This is a genomic window from Ruminococcus difficilis, from assembly GCF_016680995.1.
In genome coordinates this window covers 1-14253 of record NZ_JAEQMG010000067.1, presented here as the reverse complement: position 1 = coordinate 14253, position 14253 = coordinate 1, and the positions used below count along the sequence as shown (strand labels likewise).

The 14253-nt window shown below is 54.2% G+C and carries 9 protein-coding genes and 1 pseudogene; 9 read left to right on the top strand and 1 reads right to left on the bottom strand.

Translation table 11 applies throughout. From position 1 onward, the window contains the following. From JKK62_RS07885 to JKK62_RS07845, 9 genes and pseudogenes are all read left to right on the top strand, one after another. A pseudogene (locus JKK62_RS07885) lies at positions 1–309 on the top strand (LysR family transcriptional regulator); the annotation flags it as partial. A 273-nt stretch (positions 310–582) separates the two neighbouring features. Beyond that, a complete protein-coding gene (locus JKK62_RS07880; protein ID WP_201427457.1) occupies positions 583–1191 on the top strand; it encodes a redox-sensing transcriptional repressor Rex in 609 nt (202 codons plus the stop codon). Between the two features lie 15 nt (positions 1192–1206). Next, the gene (adhE, locus tag JKK62_RS07875; protein ID WP_201427456.1) at positions 1207–3930 is read left to right on the top strand and encodes a bifunctional acetaldehyde-CoA/alcohol dehydrogenase; all 2724 of its coding nucleotides are present in this window, start codon (positions 1207–1209) and stop codon (positions 3928–3930) included. Between the two features lie 15 nt (positions 3931–3945). Continuing rightward, on the top strand, positions 3946–4695 hold the full coding sequence (locus tag JKK62_RS07870; RefSeq protein WP_201427455.1) for a phosphotransferase: 750 nt from the start codon (positions 3946–3948) through the stop codon (positions 4693–4695). Between the two features lie 12 nt (positions 4696–4707). Continuing rightward, the gene (locus JKK62_RS07865) at positions 4708–4950 is read left to right on the top strand and encodes a (2Fe-2S) ferredoxin domain-containing protein (protein ID WP_201427454.1); all 243 of its coding nucleotides are present in this window, start codon (positions 4708–4710) and stop codon (positions 4948–4950) included. Further along, positions 4950–5198 carry a (2Fe-2S) ferredoxin domain-containing protein gene (locus tag JKK62_RS07860; RefSeq protein ID WP_201427453.1) on the top strand — a complete coding sequence of 83 codons (249 nt, stop codon included), beginning with the start codon at positions 4950–4952 and terminating at the stop codon, positions 5196–5198. The genes JKK62_RS07865 and JKK62_RS07860 overlap by 1 nt, the downstream gene beginning before the upstream one ends. 173 nt (positions 5199–5371) lie before the next feature. Next, on the top strand, positions 5372–7048 hold the full coding sequence (locus JKK62_RS07855; RefSeq protein ID WP_201427452.1) for a [Fe-Fe] hydrogenase large subunit C-terminal domain-containing protein: 1677 nt from the start codon (positions 5372–5374) through the stop codon (positions 7046–7048). After that, positions 7041–8213 carry a SpoIIE family protein phosphatase gene (locus JKK62_RS07850; protein ID WP_201427451.1) on the top strand — a complete coding sequence of 391 codons (1173 nt, stop codon included), beginning with the start codon at positions 7041–7043 and terminating at the stop codon, positions 8211–8213. Before JKK62_RS07855 ends, JKK62_RS07850 begins: the two co-directional genes overlap by 8 nt. Before the next feature lie 10 nt (positions 8214–8223). Beyond that, positions 8224–9657 carry a 4Fe-4S dicluster domain-containing protein gene (locus JKK62_RS07845; RefSeq protein WP_201427450.1) on the top strand — a complete coding sequence of 478 codons (1434 nt, stop codon included), beginning with the start codon at positions 8224–8226 and terminating at the stop codon, positions 9655–9657. A gap of 158 nt (positions 9658–9815) precedes the next feature. Here the strand turns inward: JKK62_RS07845 and JKK62_RS07840 are convergent. Beyond that, positions 9816–14253 (bottom strand): dockerin type I domain-containing protein (locus JKK62_RS07840; protein ID WP_201427449.1); only part of this gene is annotated, 4438 nt, incomplete at its 5' end.

Genomic DNA, 14253 nt, shown 5'->3' with positions numbered 1-14253 from the left:
TATGTTCCCTCTTTGCCCGCGGCAGCGGTGCAAAAGGATGAGCATACCGTCAACTGCTCCCGCAACATCTATGTTTTTGAGCGCGGCGGTCAGTTCCATCTGCTCGCTCATAATCCGGATACGTTCATGTGGGTTTCTCCCCTGCCCGACGATATCATCTCGGGCTTTGGTCTGGTGCAAAAGCCGTGTCCCGATAACCAAAAGCTCTACCGGGATATGCTGATATGCCGCAAGGATTACCGGCTCAGCAAGCTCGACCGGGAATTCATGACCGAGCTGTACAACTCTAAAAGCAAATGTCTGCAATAAACGCGGCAGCCCTTCCCTTCCGGGAGCGGCTGCTGTTTTTTCTGCGACGGCAATGAAGTAAGGCGCGTTTTACTAAGCGGTCGCCGCAGGCAAAACGCGCGGTATTTCGCTGAAAGAACCCCTTTGCAACCGCTCAAAATGACAGCATGGGGATCAGATTCCGTCAATCGAGATATGGTATATCGATAAGTATATTACCGATATACCTTTTTCGTTATTCACATAGGGAGAAAATAACGCTATAATGATAAACAGCAAACAGGAGGTGAGTCTTTGCAGTCCGCAATTTCAAAAGCAACGCTCGGTCGGCTGCCGGCTTATCTGCATTATGTGGAAAGCGTAACAACCGAACATATCTCGGCGCCGGCAATCGCAAGAGCACTCGACTTGGGTGAGGTTTTGGTGCGCAAGGATCTGAGCCTTGTGTGCGGAAAAGGAAAGCCCAAAACAGGCTATGATACCGACGCGCTGACGGCTTCGCTGAAAGCCGCGCTGGGCGTCAACAAGGTCACGCCGGCTGTTTTGGTCGGCGCGGGTAAGCTCGGAGCCGCTTTGATGGATTACAGCGGCTTCCGTGATTACGGGATGGAGATCATAGCGGCGTTTGACAAGGATGCGGAGAAAAGCCGGAATACGTCCGGCAAGCCCGTATATCCCATGGAACAGCTGCGGCGGTTTTGTCAGATCCAGGACGTCAAAATCGGCATTATCACCGTTCCGGCAAGCGCGGCGCAATCGGTCTGCGATCAACTGATCGCAAGCGGGATCGAAGCGATATGGAATTTTTCTCCCGTTATGCTGAAGGTCCCGCAGAGCATCGCGCTGCAAAACGAAAACCTGGCATTATCCTTAGCACATCTGCACAGTATGCAAATTGATTAAATCAGGAGGAGAACAATGGAAACAAAAAAGAAAAATTATGAGATCGTTGACGGCGTAGAAAAACTGGAAGCCGCGCTCGACAGAGCCAGAGCGGCACAGAAGATCTTTGCCGGCTACACGCAGGAGCAGGTCGACGCTATCTTTTTAGCGGCTGCTACCGCGGCAAACCAGGCAAGGATCCCTCTCGCCCAAATGGCGGTGGAAGAAACCGGTATGGGTATCGTAGAGGATAAGGTCATCAAGAACCACTACGCCAGCGAATATATCTACAATCAGTACCGCGACACCAAGACCTGCGGCGTGATAGAAGAGGACAAGGCGTTCGGCACAAAGAAGATCGCCGAGCCGATCGGCGTAGTAGGCGCGGTCATTCCTACGACCAACCCCACTTCTACCGCTATTTTTAAAGCGCTGATCTGTCTGAAAACCAGAAACGCGATCATTATCAGCCCGCATCCCCGCGCGAAGAAAAGCACGATCGAAGCCGCAAAGGTCGTTTTGGAGGCTGCGATAGCGGCGGGCGCTCCCGAAGATATCATTGCGTGGATCGACGTTCCCTCACTGGATATGACGAACCTTTTGATGAAGGAAGTAGACATCATTCTGGCTACCGGCGGTCCCGGCATGGTCAAAGCGGCTTATTCCAGCGGTAAGCCGGCACTCGGCGTCGGCGCGGGCAACACACCCGCGATCATCAACGAAAGCGCTGACGTCACTCTGGCTGTCAACTCGATCATCCACTCCAAAACCTTTGACAACGGTATGATCTGCGCATCCGAGCAGTCCACGATCGTACTCGACAGCATCTACGACGCCGTCAAACAGGAATTCGCGGCGCGCGGCTGTTACTTCTTAAAGGGCGACGAATTGGATAAGGTTCGCAAAACCATCATCATCAATGGCTCTCTCAACGCGAAGATCGTAGGTCAAAAGGCGGCTAAAATCGCCGAGCTGTCAGGCGTAAAGGTTCCCGCCGGCACGAAGATCCTGATCGGCGAGGTTGAATCCGTTGATCTCAGCGAGGAATTCGCTCACGAAAAGCTCAGCCCCGTTCTCGCTATGTACCGCGCTAAGGACATTCAGGACGCGTTCGACAAGGCGGAGCAGCTTGTCGCGGACGGCGGCTACGGCCATACCTCCTCCATCTATATTGACGCTGTCAACGAAAAGGACAAGCTCGATGAATTCGCGGCACGTATGAAAACCTGCCGTATCCTGGTAAATACTCCGTCCTCTCAGGGCGGTATCGGCGACCTGTATAACTTTAAGCTCGCGCCTTCGCTCACCCTCGGCTGCGGCTCGTGGGGCGGAAACTCCGTCAGCGAAAACGTCGGCGTCAAGCACCTGATCAACATCAAAACAGTTGCCGAAAGGAGAGAGAATATGCTTTGGTTCAGAGCACCCGAAAAGATCTATATCAAGAAGGGCTGCATGCCTGTTGCCCTCGATGAATTGAAAAATGTCATGAACAAGAAGCGCGTGTTCCTTGTGACCGACAGCTTCCTTTATAAGAACGGCTATACAAAGCCCATCACCGATAAGCTCAACGAGCTGGGGATCCAGTACACCTCCTTCGCGGATGTTGAGCCCGATCCCACCCTCGCCTGCGCGATCAGAGGCGCCGAGCAGATGAAGTCCTTTGAGCCGGATACCATCATCGCTCTCGGCGGCGGCTCCGCGATGGACGCGGCAAAGATCATGTGGGTACTCTATGAGCATCCCGAAGTCAACTTTATGGATATGGCGATGCGCTTCTCCGATATCCGCAAGAGGATCTACACCTTCCCGAAGATGGGCGAAAAGGCTTACTTTATCGCGATCCCGACCTCTGCCGGCACCGGCTCCGAGGTAACGCCCTTTGCCGTTATCACCGACGAAAAGACCGGCGTCAAGTATCCGCTCGCGGATTACGAGCTGCTGCCGAATATGGCGATCGTCGACACCGATTTCCATATGACCGCTCCCAAGGGGCTGACCGCCGCCTCCGGTATCGACGCCGTTACCCACGCGCTCGAGGCTTATGCTTCCATGCTGGCGACGGATTATACCGACGGCCTGGCGCTCAGAGCCTTGAAGGTGATCTTCGAATATCTGCCCAGAGCCTACGATAACGGTCTGAACGACGCCGAAGCCAGAGAGAAGATGGCGAATGCCGCCACAATGGCGGGTATGGCGTTTGCCAACGCCTTCCTCGGCGTATGCCACTCTATGGCGCATAAGCTCGGCGCCTTCCACCACCTGCCTCACGGCGTGGCTAACGCCCTGATGATCGACGAGGTGCTTCGCTTCAACGCGGCTGAGGTTCCCGCAAAGATGGGTACGTTCCCGCAGTACGATCATCCGCATACCCTCGCGCGCTATGCGGAGGTTGCCGATTATCTCGGCGTAGGCGGAAAGGACGACAGCGAAAAGCTTAACAACCTGATCGCTAAGATCGACGAGCTCAAGGCGAAGATCGGCATCAAATCCACCATTAAAGAATACGTTCCCGACGAGCAGGACTTCCTCGACAGACTGGACGATATGACCGTACAGGCGTTTGACGATCAGTGCACGGGCGCTAACCCCCGTTATCCGCTGATGAGCGAGATCAAGCAGATGTATCTGAACGCGTATTACGGCAAGACCTTTGAGGAGACCGATACACCCGACGAAAAACAACTCGGCGGAAAGCTCGATAAAAAAGACATCAAGCAGTCGTTTCGCAGAGCAAAGAACGGCATCCATAAAAATCTGTAAGGGAGGAACAAAAAGATGACACTTGACAGAGTAATCGCGGTAAGAACCGCTAAAACCGTTTATCGTGACGGCGACCTTTGCGTAAAGGTATTCAACGAAGACTTTTCCAAGGCGGACGTCCTGAACGAAGCGCTCAATCAGGCGCGTATCGAGGAAACGGGACTGAATATCCCGAAGATCCACGAGGTAACGAAGATCGACGGAAAATGGGCTATCGTGTCCGATTTTATCGAAGGAAAGACCCTGCAGCAGATGATGGATGACGACCCCGACAAGAAGGATGAGTACCTCGATCTGTTTGTTGACCTGCAGCTGACGGTCCTCAGCAAAACCTGTCCCCTGCTCAACAAGCTCAAGGATAAAATGAACCAAAAAATCAGCATGGCGGAGCTGGACGCTACCACCCGCTATGACCTCCACACCAGACTGAACGGTATGCCCAAGCACAACAAGGTGTGCCACGGCGACTTCAATCCGTCCAACATCATCATCGCGAAGGACGGCACTCCCTACATCATCGACTGGTCGCACGCGACACAGGGCAACGGCGCGGCAGACGCGGCAAGAACCTATCTGCTGTTCTGGCTCAAGGGCGATACGGAAACCGCAAAGCAGTACCTCGACCTGTTCTGCAAAAAGAGCGACACCGCTAAGCAGTATGTCCAGAAGTGGATGCCGATCGTAGCGGCTTCACAGTCCGTTAAGGGCAACGAAGAGGAGCGCGAGCTCCTGCTCAGCTGGGCAAACGTCGTCGAGTACGAATAAGGAGAATTCAGCATGAAAGTAACCGTATGTATCGGCTCCTCCTGCCACATCAAGGGCTCGCGTCAGGTAGTAGAGCAGCTGCAGAATCTTATTGCGCAAAACGATCTCAGCGACAAGGTGGAGCTGGGCGGCACCTTCTGTATGGGACAGTGCCAAAAGGGAGTTTGCGTCACCGTTGACGACGCCTTCCATTCGGTATCTCCGGAAAGCGTCGACGAATTCTTTGAAACAAACATAAAGGCAAAGGTATCATAATGAACATACAGATCTGCGTTGGCTCGTCGTGCCATCTCAAGGGCTCGGAAAAGGTCGTCGAACTGTTCCAAAGAGCTGTTGAGGAACGCGGTCTGGCGGACAAGATCACTCTTGCGGGAAGCTTCTGTATCGGACGCTGCAACCGCGAGGGTGTTACCGTCCGGATCGACGACGAGACCGTTACGGGTGTGACGCCCGAAACCTTTGACAGCTTTTTTGAAAACGAAATTTATGCTAATATTCATTAAAACACATTAACATTGATTGCGTTATATTCCGCATAGCTGTGTTGTCCTCCTTGACAGGCGCCAGCCTGCCTGCGTCGTCCGCCTTGCTCTGCGAAATATCCCGCCAATAAATTTGTTAAAGCGTTTAATGGAATATTAGCATAACAAAAACTTTAGTGAAAGTGAGCGGACAGATGTCGAACTGTTTGACATTAAAAAAATCAAATTGCAAAAACTGCTATAAATGTATTCGCCACTGTCCGGTAAAGTCCATCCGCTTTTCCGGAAATCAGGCGCATATCATCGGCAACGAATGTATTCTCTGCGGTCACTGCTTTGTGGTGTGTCCGCAAAACGCCAAGCAAATCGTTGATGAGACCGAAAAGGTTCGCGTTCTGCTGCAAAGCGGCGCTCCCGTGGTCGTCAGCCTCGCGCCGTCCTTTGTCGCCAACTACACCGGCGTGGGCATCGAAGCCATGCGCGCCGCGCTGAAGGAGCTCGGCTTTTACGATGTTGAGGAAACCGCTGTCGGCGCGACGATCGTCAAGCGTGAATACGACCGGATCCTGCAGGAAGAGGACAGGGATATCGTGATCTCCTCCTGCTGTCATTCCGTGAATTTGCTGATCCAAAAATATTTTCCGAGCTGTCTGCCGTATCTCGCCGACGTTTTGTCGCCGATGCAGGCGCACTGCAAGGACATCAAGTCGCGGATCCCCAACGCCAAAACCGTCTTTATCGGCCCCTGCGTCGCCAAGAAGGACGAGGCGGAGCATTATGAGGGCATTGTTGACGCCACGCTGACCTTCGAGGAGCTGTCCGCGTGGCTGAAAGAGGAAAACATCACCCTCGAGCAGAAAACCGACCGCACGGAAAACAGCCTTGCGCGGTTTTTTCCGACGACCGGCGGTATTCTGAAAACGATGTCGCAAAAGGCGCAGGATTATACCTACTTTGCGATCGACGGCGTAGAAAACTGCATCGCCGCCCTGAAGGACATCGAGGCAGGTAATGTTCACAAAGCTTTTATTGAAATGAGCGCCTGCGCCGGAAGCTGCGTCGGCGGTCCCGTGATGGAAAAGCAGCGGCTGAACCCGGTCAGTGACTATACGGCGGTCGCCAAATATGCCGGCAAGCACGATTTTGAGGTCGATCAGCCCGAGGCGGTCGAGATGAAGAAGGTGTTCGAGTTCATCGCGCCGCGCTCGGCAAAGCCCTCCGATTATGAGATCAACCAGATCCTGCGGCAAATGGGTAAATTCAAGCCCTCTCAGGAGCTGAACTGCGGTTCCTGCGGCTACGATACCTGCCGTGAAAAGGCGGTCGCCATCTATCAGGGCAAGGCGGAGATCTCCATGTGTCTGCCGTTCTTGAAGGACAAGGCGGAGAGCTTTTCGGATACGATCGTCAAAAACACGCCCAACGGTCTGATCGTCGTCAACGACCTGCTGGAGGTACAGCAGATCAACTCCGCGGCGCAGAAAATGCTGAACCTGCGCGCCGCGTCGGACGTCATGGGCTCTCAGGTGGTGCGCATCCTTGACCCGCTGCCGTTCCTGAACGTGCAGTCCACCCATCGCGGCATTTACAACGAACGCACCTTCTTAGCCGAATATGACCGCTATGTGGAAATGACGGTCGTTCCCGACAGAGAAAGCAATATGCTGATCTGCATCATGACCGACGTCACCGAAGAGGAAACCGCGCGTCAGCGCAAAGAGGACATCAGCCGTCAGACGGTGGAGGTCGCCGACAAGGTGGTGGATAAGCAAATGCGTATCGTACAGGAGATCGCTTCACTGCTGGGCGAAACCGCCGCCGAAACAAAAATCGCGCTGTCTAAGCTGAAGGAGTCGATCAAGGATGAATGATTTATGTGCTGAGATCGGCTACAAAAGCATTAACCATGAAGGCGAACAGCTTTGCGGCGACCATATCGATATCGTCGAACAGGGCGCTGATTCCACCGTGATCGTGCTGGCGGACGGTATGGGCAGCGGCGTCAAGGCGAGTATCCTTTCCACGCTGACCTCCAAGATCATCTCGACCATGATGGCGGAGGGTTTGCCGCTGGAGGAATGTGTGTCTACCATTGCCGCAACGCTCCCTGTCTGCTCGGTACGCGGCGTTGCGTACTCCACCTTCACCATTATGCACATCATCAACTCCCGCACCGTCGAGCTGATCCAATATGATAATCCTCATATTATTTATATCCGTGACGGCGCTCTTTTCGATTACGACAAAACCGAGCTGAATATCGGCGAAAAAAAGATCTACAAGTCCGTGATCCGCTTGATGGAGAACGACATCATCATTGCCATGAGCGACGGCTGTCCTCACGCGGGGATCGGCATCGCCTATAACTTCGGCTGGAAACGGGAGGATATCGCCGACTATATGCTGGGGATGTCGCAGGGCGGCTTCACCGCCAAGGTGCTTTCCACCATGCTGATCGACGAGGTCAATCGCCTCTACGGCGGGAAGCCGGGCGATGACGCTACCGCCTGCGTGATCAAGATCCGCAAGCGCGTGCCGATGAATATCCTCTTCGGCCCTCCCTCCGACAGGGACGACTGTGATCGGATGATGAGCCTTTTCTTCTCCAAGGAGGGCAAGCATATCATCTGCGGAGGCACGACCTCCTCGATTGCCGCGAAGTGGCTGCGAAAGCCGCTTCGACCGAAGCTCAGCTTTGAGCGCAGCGATGTGCCGCCGATCGCGGAGCTTGAGGGCGTCGATCTGGTGACCGAGGGCGTGATCACCGTCAACAAGGTGGTGGAATACGCCAACGACTATATCCAAAACAACGATTCCTATGAGGAATGGGGCTATGGTAATGACGGCGCTTCGCTGATCAGCCGTCTGCTGTTTGAAGAAGCGACAGATATCAATTTTTATGTCGGCAAGGCAGTCAACCCGGCGCATCAGAATCCCGATCTGCCGATCAATTTCAACATTAAAATGAATTTGGTGCAGGAGCTTTCAAAGGCGCTCAAGCTGATGGGCAAGCGCATCAAGGTCAGTTATTTTTAGGTGAACGCTTATGAATAAATTAAGAAAATTTGATACCAAGGTGCAGTATCTGAAATACAAGGTACTGCGCGAGGTGGCGCGTCAGGCATGGAATGACACGCTGTTGGAGAATGTACTGGATATCCCGAAGATCATCGTTCCCGGCAAAACGCCGACCATGCGCTGCTGCGTCTATAAGGAGAGGGCGATCCTCGCCGAACGCGTCAAGATCGCCATGGGCGGCAACTCCGATCGTCAAAACGTCATCGAGGTGATCGACATCGCCTGCGACGAATGTCCTGCCGCCGGTTATGAGGTCACGGATTCCTGCCGAGGCTGTCTGGCACATCGCTGTGAGGATGTTTGCCCCCGCGGCGCGATCTCCTTTGACCACAATCATGTGGCGCATATCGATAAAAGCAAATGTGTGGAATGCGGTCAATGCGCCAAGGTATGCCCGTATTCCGCGATCGCCAACCGCAAGCGTCCCTGCCAGATCGCCTGCAAGATCAAGGCGATCAACATCAATGACGAGAACGCGGCGCAGATCGACGATTCAAAGTGCATCTCATGCGGCGCGTGTGTTTATCAGTGTCCGTTCGGCGCTATCAGCGACAAGTCGTTTATTCTGAACGTCATCGATCTGCTGAAGAAATGCGAGCAGGGAAAGAACTATAAGATCTATGCCGTTGTCGCGCCGTCGATCTCCAGCCAGTTTACTTACGCAAAGCTCGGTCAGGTGATCACCGGACTGAAAAAGCTGGGCTTCCATACGGTCGTAGAAGCCGCTCTCGGCGCAGATATGGTCGCGCAGGCGGAATCAAAGGAGCTTGCGGAAACGGGCTTCTTGACCAGCTCCTGCTGTCCTGCCTTTGTTGAATACATCAACAAATCCTTCCCGGAGCTCAAGCCGAATGTCTCTCACAATCTTTCGCCGATGGCGACGATCGCCAAGTACATCAAGGATACCACGCCGAACGCGAAGATCGTTTTCATCGGACCGTGCACGGCGAAAAAGATGGAGGCACAGCTCGATACCGTCAAGCCCTATGTCGATTCCGTGCTGACGTTTGAGGAATTACAGGCGCTGTTTGACAGCCGAGATATCGACCTCACCACGCTCGAAGAGGGCGTGCTCGACAACGCCTCGTACTTCGGCAGGATATTTGCCCGCTGCGGCGGATTGGCCGACGCGGTTGCCGAGGGCTTGAAGGAGCAGGGTCTGGATGATTTTGAGCTGAACGCGATCTCCTGCGACGGCATTGAGGAATGTAAAAAAGCGCTGACGTTGAAGAGCAAAAATGTGCTGAAAGCGAACTTCATCGAGGGAATGGCGTGCGTCGGCGGCTGTATCGGCGGCGCGGGCTGTCTGACCCACGGCGCAAAGGACAAAATGCAGGTCGATAAATACGGACAGGAAGCGATGGAAAAATCCATCCTCGACGCTATTTCGATTTTGAGTTAGTTTACAACTAACGCTGTATATGAAAAGGGATGCCGCAAAACGGACAGTTTGGCGGCATCTTTTTTTGGTCGACAAATAGACGGTAAGTATCGTAAGATACCTACCGTCTTCATTAATGGCTTATTTGATGTGGTTCAGAGCCTTCGCGGGCGCCGGGATCAGATCGGTTTGCCGATGCCCTCGGGCGCTGTCATCTTGTTCGCCCAGCGCTGGATCCATGTCGCGTCGATGATCGTGACCTCTCCGTCCCCATCGACGTCGGACAGCTGCAGCGCCGTACCGAGCAGCGTGAGAAGATGCACATCATGACGCTGGATGGTCGTCGCGTCGATGATATCGACCTCTCCGCTGAGATTGGCGTCGCCGAGAAGCAGGGCGCCTGCGGTGACAGTGATCTCAACATCTGTGCTGACGCTGCCGCAGCTGACGGTGACCACACCGGTACCCGGGGCGATACCCTTTACCAGACCGTTTTCATCCACGGTGATGACGTCGTCGTCCTCTGTGGAATAGGTGTACTTCGCCTCAGACGCCGCCGAGGCAGGAGTGACAGTCGGCATGATAAAGCGTTCGGAGCCGAGCGGAACGGTGACTGCCTCCGCGGATACCGCGGCGACCTCCTTGGGAACGGGCTTGACGAACTGTCCGATACCCAACTCGTCGAGGAAGTTGTACGGCTCATCGCCCTTGACCTCAGTCCAGCCGATACCGTCCTTGGGCGTGATCGCCAGCCTGAGATTCGCCGAATTTGTGCCGTATTTATCAAAGATGCTTTCGGGGATATCGTCGCTGACAAAGCTGAGCTCCACACCGGAACCGACGCCGATCTCGGGGATCTCGATACCGCCGTAATTGATATAGAACGGGTCGACGTCAGGCACGTCGCGATTCATGACGTCCGCCTGCGCCGCCATGTCGTTGAAGATGAAGTCGAGCTCATCGCCGCCCTCATACGGCGCGTTACCGGTATTGGTAACGGTCGCGGTGACATGGTAGCAGGTGGTATCGTTATCGTCGGTGAACAGCTGTTCGGGATCGGCGTATGCCAGATCGATCGACAGACGCGGCGAGCTGGTCAGGGAAACGGACTCGGAGCGATACTTCCTTTCTCCGTTTTCTTCGATCTGATAGTAGAACAGGATCGGCTCATTCGCGAGATCGGCGTCCTTCGGTACGGTGTACTCGAACTCGGCTTCCTTCTCTTCTCCGGCAAGCCATACGGGATATGTGACCGAGCCCACCTCTTCACTCTGTCCGGCTTTTATAAGCGCCAGCTTGACGTCACGGCCGTTGGAGAAGCCGCCGTTTTCAGCTTTTGCTTTGATTTTGATGGTTTCGCCGGGGGTAGGCAGATCGTCGCTGACCGTGATCGGGTCTTCGTAATCCACACCGAGATAATAGTCGGAATTGATATCAAACTCCGAGATGACGAAGCGGTTGTTGATCGCCTTCATTCCGGTGCCTTCCTCTTTATCGCCGAAATCGTAGTCGAAGGAATTGTATACGCTCAGGATGTTGTCCTTGTTGATAACGAATGCGTCGAACTTACCCTTATAGTAACCGGTATCGGCTCCTTCTTCCTTGTTGCCGCCGGTCGTCAGATACGCCTTGTTGCCCCAGAAGCCGTGCAGAATATGGATCGGCTTGTCGAGCTGTTGGGTCATCGGCGTATTGTTCGGACCGAACTGAACATTGTTTTCATTGTCGGTCACAGCCGCTTTGTCGATCTCTTCGACCGAGTCGACCTGGAACTGTCGTCCGCGGATCTGCTGCTGAGCGCCCTCGGACTGCGTCCACAACGCGTACAGCGAGCCGTCTTCTCCGGCGTATACCCTGAAGTCCTCGCCGACGGTATGATCCTCGTCGTCAGTGATATATTCGGGCTTCATCGCGTCGCCGACCAGCGTGTCGCTCCAGTTCTCGTGCTCGCACTGGCTGTACAGATTCTCAATATTCTGATAGCCGTAGCGCCCGTTACACTTGAAGAAGAGCAGGGTGTTTTCATCGCCCTTATAACGGAGCTTGACAAACTCCGGGTTCGCTGTAACAAGATCCTCATCGGCTGTCATGATGGAATCCTCGATGCCGAGCGATCCATCCTGCTCCTCGGAATAGCGGTCAAGATACATCTTGTTCTTTGTACCGTAGTTCTCTTCATTATAATCCGAGGACGTCAGCGATTTTTCGACCGTAAGAGAGTTTTTGTCGGCGCTGATCAGGGACACCAGTACCTCATCCCCGTAAAGGGCAACATCATAATCCGTGAGGGTGTTGCCGTGGATATCCAGCTTGTCGGGCTCAGTGAAGCTCGGACGGCTGTCGTGAAGGTCGACGGAGCAGGTGTTGAGCGAGATCGGCAGGTTGTTGAGCTGCTGCAAAGTCGTGTCGCTCTGTACATTGGATACGTCGATGCTGTTGTAGAATAAATGCACGGTTCCGCCGAACGGGTTGTACACGCCGCGGAGTCGGTCGGGCAGGGAGTTGGGTTTAGTGTCGACGATATCAAAATCGGTAAACTTGTCGGTCTCTTTATCATAGACGACAGCCGCGATCTTGAAGGAACGCAGCGCGCTGTCTACCGAAGCGCTCTGGTAATCTTCAACGGTACAGCTCTCCCAGACGAGAAGCAGCTTATCGTCGCAGTCGATGATGCTGACGTCGCCGATGAGATCGTTGCATTCCGACAATCTCTGTACTCTCTCATCCTCAAGCGATAAATCGTTGTCTTCGATCACTTCATCAATGGGATCGCCTTTTTCCTCGATCTCGTTGGTTGCGGTATCATAGATATAGTATCTGAGACCGAATTTTTCATTATCCGCGTTCATGACGGAAGCGATCAGATAACGATCCTGTGAGAGCTGACCGATGACAGGCGACATCTGGGCGGTGTTCTTCTCGGCATAGGTCTCGTGACTGAAGATCGCCTGACCGTCGGAGCCGGTGGCCGCGATCTCTTTATCTCTGTTGAAGTCGTCGTCATAGACGTCCGACGCCTCGGCAAGAGTGAGATCGGAGAGCTTGGTGTCCGCCAGCAGATCGCCGCCCTCCTGATTGAGAAGGTTCGCGCCGACCGAGGCGAGCTTCGCGTCGGTATCCAACAGCACCTTCTCCTTGATCTTCCATGTTTTATCGACCTTGAAGAAGAGCAGCTGCGCGTAAACGCCGCCCGCTACGGAGCAGGTCATCTTTCCGTGATTGGTTCCGCTGATCCGGGATACCAATCCGAAGTCGATATGACCTCCGATCGCCGCCAGACCGTCAAAGCCGATGCCGACGCCCATCTGTATCTTGAAATTCTGAGAGAATTCGCCGTGTGTATCATAATAGTAGCTGTTGTGCAGCATAGAGGACTTCCAGTAGCCGTCCGTTTTGTCGTTGGGCATATGGACAAGATATCCGACGTTGTCGGCGGAGATATCAAAGTAGACGAAGCACGGGATCGCCACGACGGTGAACGGGATCGAGATCCGTATGCCGAGCTTTCCGCCGAGCAGGAAGACGCTCGCCGTATAGCAGCGCGCTCCGTCGTCGGTCGTATAGTATTCCAGCTGATACGCAAAGCTGATGGTAATGCTGATCTTCGTGCTGGTCTGCAGGTTCTGGCAGAGCTCGCCGGGACTCTTGGTGATGATGTCGGAGAGCTTTTGCCATTGCTTCGCTACGCTGGCAGCGCCCCATGTTCCCTTTTTCTCAGCGGTATCGGTTCTTGCGATGCTGACCTGTACGCCGATCTCAAGGCAGTACAGATCCTTGCCGGTCTTTTGATCCTTCTGACCTGTCGCGGTATCGCTGTAGGTCGGCAGGAATCCGTAGATAGAGAACATCGGGCTGATCGGGCCGATGCCCGGCGCGGAGGGCAGCTTGCTGTAATGAGGCGCTCCGGTCGCGGAGAGATCGGCGCCGGTCGCTGCGAGGTCGGAGCCGGTTTCGGCAGGGCCCTCATCGTCATAGAAGCCGATATCGGGCATATAGGACATGACCTTGTCGATGTTCGCGCTGACAAAGGTGTAGCCTACCTCATACTTGCCGTAAGGGGTATAGCGGACATTAGAGGAGCTGTCATAGCCCTTGTTGTAGAATTCGATAAACATATGGTCGCCGGGCTTAGCTTTTTCCATCACGACACAGGAGTATGATGCCGTGGAGGAGCCGTTGGCAACAGGGATATCCGCGCTGCTGCGGAGCATACCGTTTTCTCCGACAAAGCTCCAGCGCGCGAGGTTGACGGGCTTATCCGCGCTGATATTGCGCGAGTCAAAATCTACGGAGAAATTGACCGAGCGCGCGTTGACCAGCGTGATGCTGTCGCCGTACACGCCAGTATCGATGCTGTACGCCTCTGTGCGGATCGGAACAACGCCGAGGGTGGAGGCGCTGTCGAGTACGATCTCTTTCGGATAGATCCGATCGAGGAGCGTGGATTCTCCTTTAAAGCGTATGTCACATATATAGTCGTTTCCGTTGTAACGGATGAGCGCGCGATGCGTTTCGTCAATGAGGGTTGCTTCCCATGTGTAGTCTTTCGCTTTGCCGACAATGGGAACACCGGCGGGCTCGTCGCTTTCGGGCGAGGTTTTGAGCACGAAGTTGCCG